General features: G+C 65.8%; 16 protein-coding genes and 1 pseudogene. 3 read left to right on the top strand and 14 right to left on the bottom strand.

Translation table 11 applies throughout. The features are described 5' to 3' along the window. Positions 1-437: 437 nt before the first annotated feature. From ACWEO2_RS31855 to ACWEO2_RS31835, 5 genes and pseudogenes are all read right to left on the bottom strand, one after another. A complete protein-coding gene (locus tag ACWEO2_RS31855; protein WP_452408741.1) occupies positions 438-1781 on the bottom strand; it encodes an alkaline phosphatase family protein in 1344 nt (447 codons plus the stop codon). A 353-nt stretch (positions 1782-2134) separates the two neighbouring features. Then, positions 2135-3142 carry a recombinase family protein gene (locus ACWEO2_RS31850; protein WP_452408721.1) on the bottom strand — a complete coding sequence of 336 codons (1008 nt, stop codon included), beginning with the start codon at positions 3140-3142 and terminating at the stop codon, positions 2135-2137. 256 nt (positions 3143-3398) lie between these two features. After that, positions 3399-4097, bottom strand: a complete 699-nt coding sequence (locus tag ACWEO2_RS31845; protein ID WP_452408720.1) for a TetR/AcrR family transcriptional regulator — start codon at positions 4095-4097, stop codon at positions 3399-3401. Positions 4098-4106: 9 nt separating this feature from the next. Beyond that, entirely contained in the window at positions 4107-4778 is a 672-nt protein-coding gene (locus ACWEO2_RS31840) for a hypothetical protein (protein WP_452408719.1), read from the bottom strand. A 278-nt stretch (positions 4779-5056) separates the two neighbouring features. Next, positions 5057-5377: pseudogene (locus ACWEO2_RS31835) on the bottom strand (UvrD-helicase domain-containing protein); the annotation flags it as partial. A gap of 83 nt (positions 5378-5460) precedes the next feature. Here ACWEO2_RS31835 and ACWEO2_RS31830 point away from each other — a divergent pair. Continuing rightward, positions 5461-6714 (top strand): low temperature requirement protein A, encoded by a 1254-nt coding sequence (locus tag ACWEO2_RS31830; protein WP_452408718.1) that lies wholly within the window; start codon positions 5461-5463, stop codon positions 6712-6714. Here the strand turns inward: ACWEO2_RS31830 and ACWEO2_RS31825 are convergent. Next, positions 6671-7129: a MarR family winged helix-turn-helix transcriptional regulator gene (locus ACWEO2_RS31825; protein WP_452408717.1), complete on the bottom strand. Its 459-nt coding sequence runs from the start codon at positions 7127-7129 to the stop codon at positions 6671-6673. The genes ACWEO2_RS31830 and ACWEO2_RS31825 overlap by 44 nt on opposite strands. Positions 7130-7264: 135 nt before the next feature. On the opposite strand from ACWEO2_RS31825, the gene ACWEO2_RS31820 reads away from it, so the two are divergent. Further along, positions 7265-7402, top strand: coding sequence for a hypothetical protein (locus tag ACWEO2_RS31820; RefSeq protein WP_452408716.1), 138 nt, complete (start codon positions 7265-7267; stop codon positions 7400-7402). Between the two features lie 108 nt (positions 7403-7510). Here the strand turns inward: ACWEO2_RS31820 and ACWEO2_RS31815 are convergent, their stop codons facing one another. Continuing rightward, on the bottom strand, positions 7511-7816 hold the full coding sequence (locus tag ACWEO2_RS31815) for a transposase (protein ID WP_452408740.1): 306 nt from the start codon (positions 7814-7816) through the stop codon (positions 7511-7513). Positions 7817-7999: 183 nt separating this feature from the next. Here ACWEO2_RS31815 and ACWEO2_RS31810 point away from each other — a divergent pair, with 183 nt between their 5' ends. Further along, positions 8000-11281 carry a protein kinase domain-containing protein gene (locus ACWEO2_RS31810; protein ID WP_452408715.1) on the top strand — a complete coding sequence of 1094 codons (3282 nt, stop codon included), beginning with the start codon at positions 8000-8002 and terminating at the stop codon, positions 11279-11281. Positions 11282-11438: 157 nt separating this feature from the next. Here ACWEO2_RS31810 and ACWEO2_RS31805 read toward each other — a convergent pair whose 3' ends face one another. The 7 genes from ACWEO2_RS31805 to ACWEO2_RS31775 are packed head-to-tail and all read right to left on the bottom strand — an operon-like array spanning position 11439 to position 16890. Next, positions 11439-12224 (bottom strand): MBL fold metallo-hydrolase, encoded by a 786-nt coding sequence (locus ACWEO2_RS31805; RefSeq protein WP_354961683.1) that lies wholly within the window; start codon positions 12222-12224, stop codon positions 11439-11441. Continuing rightward, positions 12221-13087: an MBL fold metallo-hydrolase gene (locus tag ACWEO2_RS31800; protein ID WP_354961682.1), complete on the bottom strand. Its 867-nt coding sequence runs from the start codon at positions 13085-13087 to the stop codon at positions 12221-12223. Before ACWEO2_RS31800 ends, ACWEO2_RS31805 begins: the two co-directional genes overlap by 4 nt. Then, positions 13084-13761, bottom strand: coding sequence for an RraA family protein (locus tag ACWEO2_RS31795; protein WP_354961686.1), 678 nt, complete (start codon positions 13759-13761; stop codon positions 13084-13086). Before ACWEO2_RS31795 ends, ACWEO2_RS31800 begins: the two co-directional genes overlap by 4 nt. A gap of 8 nt (positions 13762-13769) precedes the next feature. Continuing rightward, on the bottom strand, positions 13770-14429 hold the full coding sequence (locus ACWEO2_RS31790) for an RraA family protein (RefSeq protein WP_354961681.1): 660 nt from the start codon (positions 14427-14429) through the stop codon (positions 13770-13772). After that, complete coding sequence (locus tag ACWEO2_RS31785; RefSeq protein ID WP_354961680.1) at positions 14426-14848, bottom strand: RidA family protein; 423 nt, start codon at positions 14846-14848, stop codon at positions 14426-14428. Before ACWEO2_RS31785 ends, ACWEO2_RS31790 begins: the two co-directional genes overlap by 4 nt. Beyond that, the gene (locus ACWEO2_RS31780) at positions 14845-15840 is read right to left on the bottom strand and encodes a DODA-type extradiol aromatic ring-opening family dioxygenase (protein ID WP_452408714.1); all 996 of its coding nucleotides are present in this window, start codon (positions 15838-15840) and stop codon (positions 14845-14847) included. The genes ACWEO2_RS31785 and ACWEO2_RS31780 overlap by 4 nt, the downstream gene beginning before the upstream one ends. Before the next feature lie 27 nt (positions 15841-15867). After that, the gene (locus ACWEO2_RS31775; RefSeq protein WP_452408713.1) at positions 15868-16890 is read right to left on the bottom strand and encodes an aldo/keto reductase; all 1023 of its coding nucleotides are present in this window, start codon (positions 16888-16890) and stop codon (positions 15868-15870) included. Position 16891: the final 1 nt, after the last annotated feature.

The raw sequence follows: 16891 nt of genomic DNA, 5'->3' as shown, positions 1-16891 counted from the left end.
GAAGCGGTTGTTGATCGGCGGATCTATCGTGGGCGTAATCGTCGTACTGCTGTTGCTTGGTATCGCGGCCGCAGCTTTGGATCCACGTGGTCGCGCGGAGCGCCACGACCGGGTCGATTCCGATGTGCACGAGCGTGTTCGGCGGCAGTCTCAGTGGCCGAGAACTGATCATCTAGACCCTCGATGACTTCCTTATGTGCACGGCTTCGGTTGTGCCGCTAGCAGATTCGACCGTCTGCAACGTTGTCCGCACGCACCTGGTACTCGATCGAGGCGCGGAGCATGTAGCGCCACGCAGCGGTCCAGGCACATCGCCTGCACGGCATCAAAGCACACCCGAGTTTCGTTGCGCCCACCCCATTGCGGGTGCGTGGCCTGACGACGGTGGGCGGTATCGGCAGGATGTGTGTGACCACCGCACAGCGCGGTGCCAGTCCTTACGGGAGTTGTGGTTTGGCGCCCGGGGTCTGGGTGGGCGGGCTTTGGGGACTAGCCGGTACGACCGGCTTCGGCAGCAGATCGGTCGCGTCCGCCCTAGCCACCTCGAGATCAACGCCGGGGAACTGCACAGGGTTGGTGCTGGGTGGTCGATCCAGTCGCAGAGTGGAGGTGAGGTCGCCGAAAGTCCTTCGCCGCCATGGGGAGATGTTGGGCTCGCGCACGCCGGTGAACCATTCCAGCAATTGCAGGCAGGAGGTGTGGTCGAAACGTTCGGTTGCCACCCAGCCGCCCGAGGTCCACGGCGAGACAATGATGCATGGCACCCGATATCCGCCACCGATCGGCAGGTCGCCGACGAACTCGCCGGGTTCGCCGGCGTCCGGCAGCGGCGGCACGACGTGATCGAACAATCCGTCGTTCTCGTCGTAGTTCACGATGAAAACGGTCTTGGCCCACGTTTCTGGATTCGCTGCTACAGCGTTGATGCGATCGGAGATGAATTTGGCACCGTCCGCGGGCCGGTAGTCGGGGTGCTCACACGCGGCTGCGTTCGGGATGATCCACGACACCGCCGGCAGGTTGCCTTCCCGGGCATCACGTTCGAAAGTGCCGACCGGTGAAGTGGCAATTCCCTTCTCGTACAGTGGTGAATCCCGTGGGGCCTGCTGAAACTGGCGGAACTGTTCCAACACGTTCAAGCCGTAATCGTCGATTTCGTTGTAGACCTTCCAGCTGACGCCGGCCTGCTCGAGCCGTTCGGGATAGGTGGTCCAGCAGTAGCCGCTCGGCAGCTTGGCGTTCTTGATGATCGGGCCGCTACCGGTACCGTCCGGATCGATGGTCCCGGTCATCCACATCATCCGATTGGGCCAGGTCGGGCCGAGTACCGAGGAGTGGTAGGCGTCGCACACCGTGAACGCGTCGGCAAGCGCGAAATGGAACGGAATGTCGGCACGCTCGTAATAGCCCATCACATACGGCCCGTTGGCCCCATCGGCCTTGCGGTGCGCGGGCAGCCAACGGTCCATCCGGCCGCCGTTGAGTGCCTCGTGCTGCACCGACCAAGCGTGCGAGGTGGACGGAATCTTCTGCACGCTGTTGCGATAGGTGTCCAGATGAAATGGCAACGTGTAGCCGTCCGGGTTTTGCTCGTCGGGTTGCCGGAACACCGGTGAACCGTCAGGAAAACGCAACGCGTCCGGATCATCGAAACCGCGCACACCGGCCATCGTGCCGAAATAGTGGTCGAACGAGCGATTCTCCTGCATCAGCAACACGATGTGTTCGATCGATTGCGGCACAACCGGTTCCGCGAGCACCCGCTGCACATTCACCGGCATCGCCGCGACCGCAGCGGTCAATGCCGTCCCACCGATGAAACGCCGTCGCGTCAACCCGAATTCACGATTACGCGGTTCGCTCAACACCGTTCCCTTCAGCTCTGGCCGCCAGGTCCTCACCTGGCACAATCCATGGTTCTGTTCGGCCGAGCAGGATCGGCGACCAGACGGTCGCCAACCTACCAGTGCGCCACGTCCGAGCCCACGCCCTATTGTCCTGGCCGAGATCATCTTTCGTGCCCGACTCCCAGATGACGTCGGCCACCGACCTGGCCACGGTGGAGCGCGTCGTACCGAACCGCACTCCTGCGGAATCGGCGTTTCCAGATGTTCTGCGCCGCAGTCGGTCTCGCCTAGGTCATCTGCAGGTTGAGGTGCCGGTAGACCTCGGCTTTGTCCACTGGATCCGCCCCGGACAGCACGTGCCGGATATCTCCGAGTTCGTTGATGAGACCGCGGATCTCCTCGCTGGTCATTCGCCGTTGCCGTGTGATCGGCCGTGAACGGGCGAGGGCTTCGGCGCGGCGGGCTTGGACCTCGGCTATCCATTGCGCCACCAGATGCGGGTCGGCTCCAGCCTCCAAGGCTGCCCGGTGTCGCGCCAGTTTGCGGTCACAGTCTTCGATCGCCTGTGCGACGGCCGCCGCCGACTGGTCGAGGTCATGGTCGGGTTGGGACCGGTAGAGGGCATCGATGGTCTCGGCGACTCGGTGCGGGGCCAAGCATGTGCCCAGCCAATCGTCGAGCGGGCCGAGTAGATCCCGTTCGGCCAAATACACATTGCGGGGATGGACGACTTTGTTCGCCAGGGCGTACTCGTTGGGATACCGGCATCGGTAGAGCAGCATGTCCCGGCTTCGCTGGCCTTGCATCCGCCGCTGGCACAGCCCGCACCGCAGCCGACTGCGAAACATATAGGTGTGATGGGTGCGGTGCCGTTCCCGCGTCCCCCGGCCTGCTCCCTTCGCGGCCAGGACCTGCTGGGCGCGTTCGAAGGTGTCGGTGTCGATGATCGGGTCGTGCACCGTGTGATCGGAGAAGACCCACTGGTCACGGTCGTTCCATCGCATCCGGGTCTCATGCCCCAAAGCGATGTCCTCGACATCGATGAGGATTTCGTCTTTGCGTTGTTTGTTCCACACCTGCCGCCCGGTGCAGCGGGGGTTGGACAGGATCACCCGAATCGCGCCCTTGGACCAGGCCACCCCGGGTCGGTGCGGGTTTCGTGCGGGGTCGTAGGCCGACGGCGCGGGAACATCGTCGCGGGTCAGGGCCTCCGCGATCGCGAAAATCCCTCGGCCACCGAGATATTCGGCAAAGATCCGTTGCACGACCGGTGCGGTCACCGGATCGGTTTCCAACCGATGCAACCGCTTCCCGTCGGCGGCCTTGGCCGGATTCGGATCACCCAGCCTCGGGCGGTCAGCAACGTGTGCAGCAGTTCGATGTGGTCGCCGGTCGGGCCAGGATCATGCAGGACGTTCATCTGTGGTCCTACCAAGCCGGATCTACGGGTCCGTAGATGGACCGGCCTGAGGTAGGTGACCGCGTGGCAGGCGGATGGGCGCCGTCCGTTCCCTTCTCGGCTGTTGCGAAAACCATTGCGGGAGAGTCGGTTCAGAATACGCCGGGTTGCCGGTCGGCTGTCTCGTCAGTTGCCGGTACCGGCGATTCGGGTGGTACAGGTGTGATCGAGGCCTGCGGACGAGCGGTGGTGGTGGAGGGTTCGAAGACCAAATGCAGGACCTCGTCGAGGAATTCGGATACCGGATCGATGCTGGTACTCACCCTGCTCGGACTCGACAACGCGTCGAGTCCTCGCATGGTCACGAACAGCATGAGCGCTGTTCGTTCGCGGTCGAGCCGCAGCCGGTACCCGCTGTGTTCGCATCGCTCGAGTGCGGCGATGAACACATCGCCGACCGCGCCGCGCGCTACCTCGTCGATGGGCAGGCCGTCGCGGCTGGCCATGAGTAGCCGGTAATGGTTCGGGCTGGCCGCGATGAATTGGCGGTAGGTGTGCAGCAGTGTGCGTAACCGGGTGAGCGCATCGCCGGAATCGTTGGTGTCGTCGGCTTGGTGCAGCACTGCCAGCAGCCGTTCGAATTCGTGGTCGATCAGGCCTTGAATCAGCGCGGCTTTGTCGCTGAAGACGCGGTAGATGCTCGCTGGGGCGATGCCGGCGGCCCGGGCCACGCCCCGCAACGTCAACGCCTCGGTGCTGCCGAGCTCGGTCAGCTGCTCAGTGCCCGCACGCAGGATCTGCTCGCGCAGTAGCTCGCCCTCGCCTTTGCGGTTACGCACCCGCGCCGCCATCACACCACCTCACCGAACCTGCCAGGGAAGAACACCACATAAGTCCGGTCCGGTGCCGAGGACGGAGTCGCGGGTGACGATCGCGTGGCGGTTGGAGGTGTGCGGCCATCGGCTGTGCCAGTAGCTCAGCCAGTCCGTTAGGACGGTGTGGGTGAAATCGGTGAGCTGATGGACGGTTCCGCCGATCCGGATCCGCCGGCCGGGCAGGTCGACATCTTCGAGGACAAGATGCCGCAGCGCGACAGCGCGGACGGCGTAGAACGCCACCAGAGCGACGGTGACGCGCTGGAGCGGGGTCACTGCGGTCGCGGTGACGGCGTCGACCTGTTGGTCGGTCATGGGCAACACCGAGCGTCGCGGAACGGCACCGGCGTGCAGTCGGCGGGTCGGGTCCACGAAGATCAGACGGCGTCGTTTGGCGAACCGGAACAGCGACCGCAGCGCGACGAACGTGCCGGTGCGCCGGTGCCCGGTCATGGTTTTCAGCACCGCCGACACGTCTGGGCGGGTGATCTCACGCAGATGGGATCGGGTTGCGGCCCAACCGATCAGCACCGGACTGACCCGGCTGCAGTAGGCGTGCAACGTCGCTTCGGCGCGCGGCCGTGCCCGTGCCTCGCCTTCGTGCAGGGAAACCAACCATGCCCGGACCTCGTCACTCAGGTGCTCGGGATCGAGCACCAGGGATCCGCAGTCCTCGGAGATCGGCCTCCGCCTGGGCCCGAGCAGCGGGCGAAGCCTTTCGCTGTCATCAGTTTCTCGATGGCTGGTGTGTTGTTCCTGCTCACGCCATTGACCCGGCCGGACCGGCCCCGGCATCGTCGATCCACGACGGTTGCCGGGGCACTGGCCCGGGCACTCCGGGCTGCGACCACCGTCGGTACATGCCAGGCCATTGGCTACCCTTCCCGCCGCACCGCCCCTTCCTTCCGCCATCCGGAAACGGTTCGGGCACTGGCTCGCCGCGGGGCGGCGGCGTGGAAGGTCCGCGCCTGCACCTGCCCGGCCTCACCGCTCAAACCCAGTGCCCGCAGCCGACTCCGCAGCTCCCCCGCCGCACGGGCGGTGAAGGTCACCGACAGCACCTGGTCGGCGCGCACATGCCCGGCCGAGACCAGGTGCGCGATGCGATGGGTGATGGTGCGCGTTTTGCCGGTGCCGGCGCCCGCCAGCACGCAGACCGGTCCCCGGGGTGCGCGCACGGCCGCGGCCTGCTCGGCATCGAGTTCGTCGAGCCGGAGCTGGGCCTGGGTGGTCGCGGCAGTCACGCGGTCCATCATGACAGTGCCCTCCGACAGGTCGGGCGGCCCTCGGCGTGGCGGTATGGAAACCGGGCACGGGCCGGGCGGTTAGTGTGCGGGGCGTGGTCAATGAGACTCCTGGGACAGGCGGAAGCAAGCCGGCGGATGCGGGCAACGGGACGCCCGAGCGGCACGCGAGCTGGATGGAATTGTTCTTCGACCTGGTCGCGGTGGCGGGCATCGGTCAGCTGACACACCTGCTGCACCGGGGTCCATCACTGGGCGATCTGGGTCTGTATGTGGTTCTGTACCTGGCGTTCTGGATGGTGTGGGCGTGTATCACGCTGTACGGCAACATTGCTCGCGACCAGGCCAGGGTGGCCCTGATGCTGGCGGCCATGCTGGGCCTGGGCTTGATGGCGGCGGCCGTGCCCGGCATTCCCGAGCGGCACGCCACCACGTTCGCGGCGGTCTATGTGCTGGTGCGGCTGGGCGCCGAACATCTGTGGGGCCGCGGCAAGTTCGTGGTCGACTGGCCGACGGTACAGCTCACCGTCGGCGTGTATCCGTGGATCGTGTCGCTGTGGGTGGGCGAGCCCGGCAAGTTCTGGCTGTGGGCACTGGGCCTGGCGCTGGACCTGTACGTGATGTTCGCGATCTCCGGCGACAAGATGCTGGCCGAGGCGCGCAAGAACCTGCGGGCCCGGTTGAAGCGGATAGAGCGGAGTCCGCGTTTCGATCCCGATCGGGTGCCGGTGATCGAGGCGGTGCACGCGGATCCGGCCCATCTCGGTGAACGACTCGGTCTGTACGTGATCATCGTGCTCGGCGAGGGCGTCATCGCGATCATCGCGGCGCTGGGCGGTGTGCGGTGGAACGCGGGGGTACTCGGACTGGCCTTCGCGTCCTTCGTCAGCCTGGCCGGGCTCTGGGCGCTGACGCTGCTGTACGGCTTCATCCCGCGGCTGATGGCCGACACGGTGGCCGGCGCGAACGAACCGTGGCAGCGCATCATGCTCACCCACTGCGGCGTCACGGGTGGGATAGCCGCCCTCGCCGCGGGTCTTGGCCTGGCCCTGGATCATCCGCACGGCCATCTCGCGACCGGGGTGGGCTGGGCGCTGTGCGGCGGCGCCGCAACCTATTTCATCGTGGTGGGTGTGAGTGGTGTCCGCAGTGCGGCGGGATGGCGCTGGGCGCTGGCCTGGCCGGTGCCCTGTTCGATTCTGGCTCTGGCGCTGGGCGCGTTCGCGTCCCATCTCGGTGCGCTGCCGGTGGTGTGCGGCGTGGCCGTCCTGGTGCTGTGGCCGCTGTTCTGGGAGAGCGGCCTGCTCAGTCGGGCTCGCGGTCGCGGAGTCGACGCAGTGCCGCGGTGAAGCGGGGGGTGCGGTCGCCGAGGGGGGCGAAGAAGGCACGGTCGCAGGTTTCGACGGCGCCGATGGCCCGATTGACCAGGGCCGCACCGGATTCGGTGGGAACGAGGGATTTGGCGCGGCGGTCGGTCGGGTGATCGCGCCGTTCCAGCAGACCCTTCTGTTCCAGGGTGCGCGGCACGTGGGAGGTCATCATGGGGTCGGTGGCGGCATGGTCGGCGAGGTCGCGCTGGGTGACGGGATCGCCGCCCGACCGGCTGGTGAGCCAGGTCAGGGAGGCGAGCAGGACGAATTGGACGTGGGTCAGGTCGAAGGGGGCCAGTGCCGCGCGTTGCGCGGCCTGCCAGCGTGTACATGGATTTCGTAATACGTCTCTGAGTCGGGGGCAACAGGTTCGGCTTGGGCAGCAGGTCCCCAAACCACCGTGCTTGCCAGCGCGGCGGCGATGACAGCCACACCTGCGCGGAATTTGTTCTTATTCTCGAGATTCTCCTTGAATGGGCGGCGATGTGAGTAGCTGACGGGGTATCCACGCTAGATCTCGTCGGATCGCGTGGTAGAGCGCGCGGTCGGCGGCGTGGAGCAGATCCGCGGCCGGGGTGTCGGCGACGGTGGTCACGGCCCCGATGCTGGCCGAGATCCGCAGTTCGTGTTCACCGACGGCGATCGGGGCGGCCAGCGCCGTGGTTGATACCCCTCGAGGGGGGTGGGACGTGGGGGCGGTTGCGGTGGTGGCGGTAGCCGCGTTCAGAGATCCTGAGCACACGGCAGGCGGTGCGGATGTTGATTCCTTGCCCGGTCAAGGCCGTGACAACCGGGAAGCGCCTTTTGGGCTAACGGTGGTGTCGTTGAGGATCTCGGCCGCCAGCTGTGTCGCTCGCAACTCGTCCTCGAGCTGTTTGATCCGGTTCAGTGCATCTCGTAGCTGCGCCGATTCCACCGTGGGTGTGCCCGGTGCCTCGCCGCGATCGATCAGGGCTTGCTGCTTCCATCGGTACAGAGAGCCCTCGGTGACTCCCAGATCACAGGCGACATCGGCGACCCGCCGACCTTCTTCCAGAATCAGAGCAACGGCTCGCTCGCGAAATTGCGGTGAGTACATCATCGGCACGGGTGAAGATCCTTCCATTCAACGAGTAGGAATCTCACAACCCGGCGGGCAGAACCTCAGGACAGCCCAAAGCGGCCCCAAATCCGTGACGGTTCACCGAAGGCGTTCGCAGTGGTCCGGGCACGCATGCAGGGATACTCTGACTGGTGTCCGCCGCGGGCGAATTGCGAGTAACCGATGGTTGAGAGCGATCCATTCGAAACGCAGCGTGATGCCGGTATCGACGTCGTCACGGAGTTACGCGCAGCCGGGTTCGACGACGCCGACGAGGTCGGGCGGGGTGGTTTCGGGGCTGTCTATCGGTGTACTCAAATTGCCGCGGAACGCACCGTGGCGGTGAAAGTCCTCACCGGTGAACTGGAGGAGAACCGGGACCGATTCTTTCGCGAGCAGCGTGCGATGGGGCGGCTCACCGGGCACCCGAACATCGCCGACATGCTCGAGGTCGGGGAGACCGCAACCGGTCGCCCTTACTTGGTGATGCCGTATTACGCTCGAGGCTCGCTGGACGCACGTATCCGGCACGGCGGTCGGCTGTCCCTCGCGGACATGCTTCATGTCGGGGTCAAGATAGCGGGTGCGTTGGAATCCGCACATCGAGCGGGAGTTCTACACCGCGACGTCAAACCGGCGAACATCCTGTTCACCGACTATGACGAGCCAACGTTGACCGACTTCGGGATCGCCCACATTACCGGTGGGTTCGAGACGACGTCGGAATCGATTACTGGCTCGCCGGCGTTCACCGCGCCCGAGGTGCTCGGAGGACAGGCACCCAGCCGTGCCTCGGACGTCTACGGGCTGGGAGCCACGTTGTTCTGCGCGCTCACCGGCCACGCGGCCTTCGAACGCCGTAGTGGCGAGCAGGTGGTGGCCCAGTTCGTTCGAATCACCACCCATCCGATTCCGGACTTACGCGGAAGCGGTATCCCGGGGGATGTGTGTGTGGTTATCGAAGCGGCGATGTCTCGCGACCCGCAAGACCGCCCCAGCGCAGTGGTGCTCGGTGAGAAACTGCGACGAATACAACTCGATCACGGTTTCCCGGTCGACGCAATGGCGCTGCGCGCTCAATCGGGGTCCGAACCCGAATCTACCGCGACGTCGGTACCTGAAGTGCCACACAGAGTTCCGCGTATCCCCAGCGACGGATTGCACGAGGGAAGAGGCAACTTGCCTCTCGAGCTGACCAGCTTCGTCGATCGGCGGACCGAGTTGTCCGAGGTCGGAAACCTGTTGCAGGGGTCACATTTGGTGACCGTGACTGGGATCGGCGGGGTCGGAAAGTCTCGGCTCGCACTGCGAATCGCTCACAAGGTCCGGCGAAAGTTCGCGAACGGTGCATGGCTGATCGAACTGGGGGAGCTGAGCGATGATGCGTTGCTGCCCGACGTTGTGGCTGCCGCCTTCGGAATGCGAAGCCAGGGCAGCAGATCCGTGCTCGACACGCTGGTGGAGGGCCTGGCCCCACTCGATCTACTGCTGTTGCTGGACAACTGTGAGCACCTGATCGACGCAGTTGCCATGCTGTCCGAATCGCTGCTTCGGGCGTGTCCGAACCTACGAATTCTGGCCACGAGTCGCGAGGCCGTAGGAATCGGCGGAGAAACCGTGTATCCACTACAGCCGCTTGGGATTCCCGATTCGACCAGCCAGCGAACGCTGGCACAACACCACGCGGTGACACTGTTCATCGAGCGCGCCACTGCGGCGGTGCCCGGGTTCGAGGCGACCGAGGGGAACGAACGCAGCATCGCCCAGATCTGCACCAGGCTGGACGGTTTGCCATTGGCAATCGAACTGGCTGCGGCGCGGCTGCGCACGATGTCAGTCGAGCAGATCCTAACCCGGCTGAGAGACCAATACAGCCTACTGACCCGGGCCGGGCGGGACGCACCGAAGCGGCAGCAGACCCTGCGGTATTGCATGGACTGGAGCTATGACCTGTGCACGCTCGACGAAAAGCGGCTGTGGGCTGACTTGTCGGTGTTCGCTGGCGGTTTCGAACTCGACGCGGCCGAGCAACTGTGTGCCGGTGACATAACCGAGTCCCGGTTGCTCGATACCTTGTCCGCCCTGGTGGATAAATCAATCCTCATCCGGCAGGAAGCCGACGAGACTGTTCGTTTCCGGATGCTGGAAACAGTTCTGGAATTCGGCCGAGAGAAAGCCGAGGACTCCGGCCAGTACCCGAGCCTGCTCCGGCGCCACCGGGACTGGTGTGAACGACTGGTGCGCGAGGCGGACGCGGAGCTGATCGGTCCGCACCAACTGAAGTGGGTTGCCCGGCTGGAGCGAGAGCTGCCGAATCTTCGAAAGGCACTGGAGTTCAGCCTGTCCGAGTCCGACGACGGCGGACTCTCGATTATCGCCGCCCTTTCCCCGTTGTGGTGGTCACTGCGGGGTCGGATCCATGAGGGGCGCCGCTGGTGCAAACTCGTGCTCGAACATTCACCCGGCGGCCGGACCGCGGACCGAGCCAAGGCGCTCCACATAGCCGGTGTGATGGCGGCCATGCAAGACGACCTAGAGACTGCGGCCAGCCAGGCCGCGGAGCTTCGCACCCTCGCCGAGCAGACAGCGGATCCGTTGGTCACGGCCATGGTCGCCCACCAAGAGGCAAATGTCGCTCTCGCCGCCGGCGATGCCGACGAGTCTCGGACCGTGGCCCGCCTGGCCGATGTCGTCCGCAGCTACGAGGCGTACGGTGACGTCGGAATTCAGTTGGATGCCCGAATCTCCCTCGGCTGGGCCTACGCCCTGCAGGGTGATGTTTCCCGAGCCGTCGCCTGTCACGAGAAGACGCTCAGTATCACCGAAGACGCCGGGGAAACAATCTATCGTTCGTGGGCGGCGTGGGCGGCGGGCTTCGCTGTATGGCGCAGCGGCGACCCCGAACGCGCTACGCACCTGTTGGAAGACGGTATTCGATTGTCCGAACTAATGGCCGACCCGCTCATCGCCGCAGGCTGCCTGGAGACGCTGGCCTGGATCGCTGTCGACAGGCACGAAGCTCAACGTGCTGCTGTCCTGATGGGCGCGGCGCGCACGCTGGGACTCATCGCCGGCTCCTCCGTACTCATCCTCCACGATCTACTGGTCTACCGTGACGAATGCACTCGGAGTAGCCGCCGAGCGCTCGGCGTGCGGGTCTTCGACAAAGCCCATGCGGAAGGTTCTGCGATGAACCTCGACGCCGCGGTGCGGTTCGCGCTCCGAGAACGATCAGCAGCCGACCAAGCCGCTGATCGTTCGTCGGAGGTTCTGACGAGGCGTGAACGCCAGGTCGCCGATCTCGTTGCGGAGGGTCTGACCAACAAAGCGATTGCCAGGCGTCTTGTAATCTCACAACGCACCGCTGAGGGGCATGTCGAACACATCCTGGCCAAGTTGGGATTCACCTCGCGCGCGCAGATAGCTTCTTGGGTCGCAGCGCATTCCAGCAGCGTACCGAAATGAGCCACTCCCGGATCCCACTAGAAACCGAGGCGAGAGCGCGTCGACTTGCGTCAGTACAACTGACGCCGGATCGGCCGCGCAGATCCTCGAACGGGCGGGTTTGGCCGAATGCGAGGATTCGCTTCCATTCCCAAGTGCAGCGCCGGTCGCCCGCGGGTCAGGCCTTGAGGTCGAGGCCTTCCAAGCCGCTGGCCAGCATGCCGCGATAAACCTCGTTCGCTGTGCGGTCAAGGTCACTGAACGGCAGCCCATGGGTCGAGCACACCAGCGAGACGTCCAGCGCGGCGACCTGCCGCTGCAACGCCTCGACGTACGGCGCCATCGGCACCAGCGTCATCCAATGCAGCGAGAACTCGCTGAACAGCTTGGTGTGCTCGGCGATCTCGACGCCAGGAACCTCCTCCACGAGGTGCCCGCAGGCGTCATCGGTGTGGTAGTGGCCATAGCAGAAGCCGTCGCCCGCGAAGAGCACCTTGCGCGCGGTATCGAAGCCCCACTGGGTTCCGTTGAGGTCCTTGATCGTCGCATCGACGATCTGGAACTCCGTACCGCCGAGGTCGACCGAGTCGCCGACCTTGCGGCGCTCGAACCGGTCCTCGTAGCCGGGAAAGAAGAGGTGGTGATCGCGGACATCGCCGATCAATGTCAGCTCCGGGAACTTCGTCATCAAACGACCGACGCCGCCTGAGTGCGGTGTCTCCTGGTGCGTCGTCCACGACCAGCGCAGCGGCGGCGCATCCGTCAGCAGCAGGTCCAGCTGCGCCTCGATGATCGGCAAATGCACGAGGTGACCGGTATCGACGATCAGCGAAGCGTCGTCACCGGTGACCAGGAACGCCGAGTTGTAGCTGTGCAGCAACCGGTCGTTGTAGCGCTGGAGGTGGCACTCGCCCAGCCAGAAGATGCCGGGCGCGACCTCGCGCGGAAGAACGTAGGAACTCACCATGACCTCCGGTTCGCGGCCGCCAAGACCTCGGCATCGGCATGGCCCAGTCCGGCCAGCGCTTCATCGAGCAGCACGACATGACGGTCGACTGCCTCCTTGCCACGGATCAACCCGCCACGGGCGGGCGCGATCGTGTGAACGTCGTGCTCGGCGAAGATCCGTCGTACGTCGTCACGGATAAGGCTGGTCGCGGCGGTAGGCAGCCACCAGTACCTCGTGCCGACCAGATGCCGGAGTACGTCCTCCACCGTAGTGGGGTCGGCATCCGGATCGACCTCGAGCGCGCCGTCGGTACCGCCGGAGACGACGTGCCCGAACGAGTCGGAGGTGTAGAGCATCCGCGCGTCCTCGTCGTACACCCAGTACGTCGGCAGCAGTCGAAGCAGCGGTCGGATCAGCTTCAACCGGCGCCCGCCGAGCTCGATGTATTCGACGCCTCGGATCATGTTCACGCCGATGCGGTGCAGTCGCGCCCGGTGGTGGGCGTTGAGCACCTCGTCCTCGGTCGAGTAGGCGCCCCACATGGGTGCGTCTTCGAACGTCGAGTAGATGCGGCTGATGGTGTGCAGGTCCTCGATCTCGACCAGGTTCTGGGTGGAGTCGAACTCGCTCATCCGCAGCAGCAGGACGGAGAGTTCCTCGTCCGCTGACACCAGCGCGGCGATGTCCGCGAGCACGTCCTGTCGGTCGGCCGCCAGTCCGGTGTCGATCAGGAGCGAACCCGCGTCAGTCCGCACCAGATAGTTGTTGCTGGGGGCAAACCCGCGCACGTCCTCGGCGAACCAGCTGATCCGGCCGTCGATCTCGTGGACGTACTGCAGGGCGTAGGTGCGACCGCCGCCAAGGTCGGTCGCCGTCATCGCGCACCGGCCTCGTGCTCGACCCGACGAGTCTGCAACGTGTGGTAGCCGTACTCGGCACGAGCGTCGCGGAGGCTCTTGCCGGCTTGGAGTGCCTGACGGATGTGCTCCTCCGCCTCGGCGACCTCCTCAGCGACGTCGAGGACCTCCTCGATGCGGCGGCGTGGGATGGCTACCAGGCCGTCACCGTCACCCCGCAGCCAGTCTCCCGCCTCCACCCGGATGCCGCCCAGCGACACCGGCGCGCCCATCTGCTCGACCCGGACGCGGTCCTTGCCAGTCCGCATCCAGTTGCCTCTCGAGAAGATCGGATACTCCAACTCGAGGGCCCGGTCGACATCGCGGCACACGCCGTCGATGACCGTGCCGGCGACACCTCGGAGGTGGGCCGTTGAGGTCAGCAGATCGCCCCATACTGTCGCGTCGGTCCGCCCCTGGTTGTCCAGCACGACGACCTGACCTGGGCCGAGATCGTCGATGTAGTCACCGACGCTGCCGGTGTCCTGCCCGACTGGGCCGTAGCGCAGCGTCCACGCCTGTCCGACCAGCCGGTAGTCGCGCGAGATCGGCATGATCTGCGCGCACTGGCCCGCGATGCCCAGCCGGTCCATCGCGTCGCTGAGATCCGTGCAGCTCAGACTCTCGAGCCGACGTACCACGTCCTCGTCATCCATCACCGTGATCACCCCACCTGTTCTGTCATCGACTCGTAGCGCTTGCCCATGACTGCAGTGATCGGCTCGCCCGCACGGACCGCCTCTTCCATGACCCGTTCACGGATCGCGATCTGCTCCGCGGTCTTCAAGACCTCCGCGACGTGCGCTGCCTCCACGACCACCACGCCGCTGCTGTCAGCAACCACGTAGTCGCCGGGTCGGACGTCGACACCGGCGATCTCCACTGGGACGTTCCAGTCGACCTCGACGAACCGGCCCCGGGCGGAGACCTGGACCGACGTCCGTGCATGCAACCGGAGGCCGAGGTCACGAACCTCATCCAGATCGCGGGTCGCACCGTCGATCACGATGCCGGCGACGCCGCGACCGTGAGCGGCGACCGAGAGGATGCCTCCCCAGCTGGCCGCCTCCGTCCGGCCGCGGTTGGCGACGACGATCACGCTGTCCGTGTCGCTCGCTTCGACCGCAGCCGTGCACAGGTGCCGGTCGGGCACCTCGCCGCCGAAGTCACCCAACTGCACCGTGACGGCGCGGCCGACGACTTTGCCCTCACCCGACAGCCGGGCCAGGCCCAGCACCGCACCGGTGCGACCGAGCCGGTCCAGGGCGTCGGACAGCGCGCCCGTATCGACGGCGCCCAGTCGGGCCATGATGTTCTCGCTCAAAGATTTACCTCCTCGGAAACTGTGACCGCCAGGGCCTCGCACTGCACCTGCATGCCGGGCGCAAGCGTGGCGACCTGCATGTGGCGCGCCGGCCGCGAGGCGGGGTCGGGAAAGTGCTCGACCCAGACGGCGTCGAGGTGCTCACGGACCGAACGTTCCACGACACGGACATCGACCTTCAGGATCGAGCCCGCACCGCCGCCGGCCGCCTCCACGATGCGCACCAGGTTGTCGAACATCAGCCGCACCTGCGCGGCGGCGTCATCGGGCATCTGGCCGGTCGCCGGGTCGACACCGCGCACGCCACCGGTGGCGATGAGTGAGCCGATCCGGCTCGCCGCCGGAATGGGCAGAGTGCCGTGCTCGAGACCGTCCACGTGGATGCTGACCCGCTGCGGGGTCCCGCCAGGCGCGCTCATCGCCACACCGTGAACGCGAGGCCGATGCCGGTACCGGCGGGCGTACGACGAACGGGGATGTAGTCGCTGTGGGTGACCTTCAGGTCGCCCACAGCGCCACCCGTCATGATCCAGTTGAGGATCTCGGAGTTACCGGAGCGCAACGCCACTGGCGAGATCGTTTCCAACGCCGCCCGGTCACCCGCCTCCAGCGCGTCGAGCACCGTCCGGTCGAGCTTCTCATCGGTCACGAAGTGACTGAGTCCGCCCGACGCCACCACGCCGACGCGGCGATCACCCGGGAGGCCTTCGACGACGTCGGCGATGAAGGTGCCGATCTCGAAGCAGCGACGTGGCGTTGGCACATTGGGCGGGAAGTAGGTGTTGAGCATGATCGGCAGGATCGCGATCGGCTTTCCCTTGATCAGGCGCTCGGCCACGAACCCGAACGCATGCCCGAAGCCGGCGCCGACCGGGTCGAGGACCTGGGTGGCAACGGCCACGTCGACCCCCTTCTCGATGAGTCCCGCTACCAGGTCGAGCGCGACATCGGGAGCGGCGAGGTGCCGGTTCGCGGTGTCCATGCTGTAGCCCTTGTTGGCGGTCCGGTGCCACTCCGGCAGGTTCTGATGCAGCTCGTTCTTGGGGTGCATCACGATCTCGTCGCCGGTGTAGACGGCGAAGGCCGGGTTGTGGGTGAGGCTGAACAGCTCCGCCTGGTCGTCACCGATGACGATGAGGACGTCGGGCTCGGTCTCCTCGATCGCCATGGCTAGGCGGTCGAGGCATTCCTGTGCCCGCGCCGCCGCGGTCTCGAACGAGGAGAGCGTGGCCTCGTCGACGTACCTGTCGGCCACCTCCTCGTCGAGCTCGGCGTAGGTGAGGACGCGGCCGTCGACCAGGTGAAGGTCGGTACGACGCAGGTCGTCCTTGCCGCGATCGATCCACAGTGGTGGTTGCATGGCCAATAGCGGGCTGTGGGATGTCCCCACGCCCAGCACGATCTTGCTCACAGCGGTCTCCTTAGGTGCTTTGCGATGTCAGGCCGTCGCCAGGCCGTGATCGTGGATGCGAGCGATTGCCTCGAGGTCGGTTCCGCTGAGCGGCGGCGCGTCGGAGGACGCCGCGGCATCGGTGATGTGCGCGGGGTCGGAGAACCCGCCGATGATGCTCGTGACCTCGGGCTGGGACAGGATGTAGCGGTAGGCCGCGTTTACCATCGTCTGGCCCTCTCGCTCGAGGAAGGCGAAGTGACGCGCGCGCTGCCGCTCCGGCTCCAGCTCCTCGGGGTGGTCGCGGTACCAGCCCCCGGAGACCGGGTGCCGACCGGATGGGCCGTCCTCGTGGATCGCCTTGGTCAGTGCGCCGCCGGCGAGCGGACGGATGACACCGACACCGACGTTGTTGCGTTGGGCGGCCTCGAAGTAGCCGTCGTACCGCTCGTTCCACGGCAGTCCGGAGACAGGCCGCGCGGCGGACGGGTTGGCGAGGTTGAACCAGGCGTACAGCATGTTGAACAGGCCGCTGTCGAGGATCGGGATTACCGCTGCGGGCTCGCTGCGCTCCTCGCACACGCCCAGCAGGCGGGTGCGGCCGCTGGACTTCACCTTCTCCAGGGCCGGAGCGACTTCGTTGAGGACCTGGTCTGGGGTCAGCGGCGTCCAGGCCCGGAGGTTCGGATTCGGATCGAGACGGCTCGGGTTGTGGAGCAACAGCATGTCCACGTGGTCCATCCGCAGCCGCAACAGGCTGTCGTGGATGCTCTGTTCGACCTTCTGCGGGATCCGGTGCAGCTCCTCGGGCATAATCTCGACCTTGGTCGCAACGATGACCTGGTCACGCACGCCGATATCCCGCAGGATCCGACCGAGGTTCGCCTCGCCGAGACCCTTCCCGTAGTCGGGCGAGCAATCGAAGTAGTTGATACCGGACATGAGCGCGGCCTCTACCAGGGAGTACTGCTGGCGGGTATCGGCATACACCAGCCCGCCGGCGTTGTCGCCGGTCCCGAAGCCGAACTCCGACACCGCGACATTTGTTCCGGGAATCTTGCGGGTCTTCATC

The sequence above is a fragment of the Nocardia sp. NPDC004278 genome (assembly GCF_053602975.1).
Note: the sequence above shows the minus strand (reverse complement) of the source record. Positions and strands in the feature narration are given on the sequence as shown.

Coding starts and splice junctions, on each gene's coding strand:
- ACWEO2_RS31815 (WP_452408740.1), bottom strand. CDS start 7,816: ATGATGTACTCACCGCAATTTCGCGAGCGAGCCGTTGCTCTGATTCTG.
- ACWEO2_RS31810 (WP_452408715.1), top strand. CDS start 8,000: ATGGTTGAGAGCGATCCATTCGAAACGCAGCGTGATGCCGGTATCGAC.
- ACWEO2_RS31845 (WP_452408720.1), bottom strand. CDS start 4,097: ATGGCGGCGCGGGTGCGTAACCGCAAAGGCGAGGGCGAGCTACTGCGC.
- ACWEO2_RS31800 (WP_354961682.1), bottom strand. CDS start 13,087: ATGACGGCGACCGACCTTGGCGGCGGTCGCACCTACGCCCTGCAGTAC.
- ACWEO2_RS31855 (WP_452408741.1), bottom strand. CDS start 1,781: ATGCCGGTGAATGTGCAGCGGGTGCTCGCGGAACCGGTTGTGCCGCAA.
- ACWEO2_RS31795 (WP_354961686.1), bottom strand. CDS start 13,761: ATGGATGACGAGGACGTGGTACGTCGGCTCGAGAGTCTGAGCTGCACG.
- ACWEO2_RS31785 (WP_354961680.1), bottom strand. CDS start 14,848: ATGAGCGCGCCTGGCGGGACCCCGCAGCGGGTCAGCATCCACGTGGAC.
- ACWEO2_RS31775 (WP_452408713.1), bottom strand. CDS start 16,890: ATGAAGACCCGCAAGATTCCCGGAACAAATGTCGCGGTGTCGGAGTTC.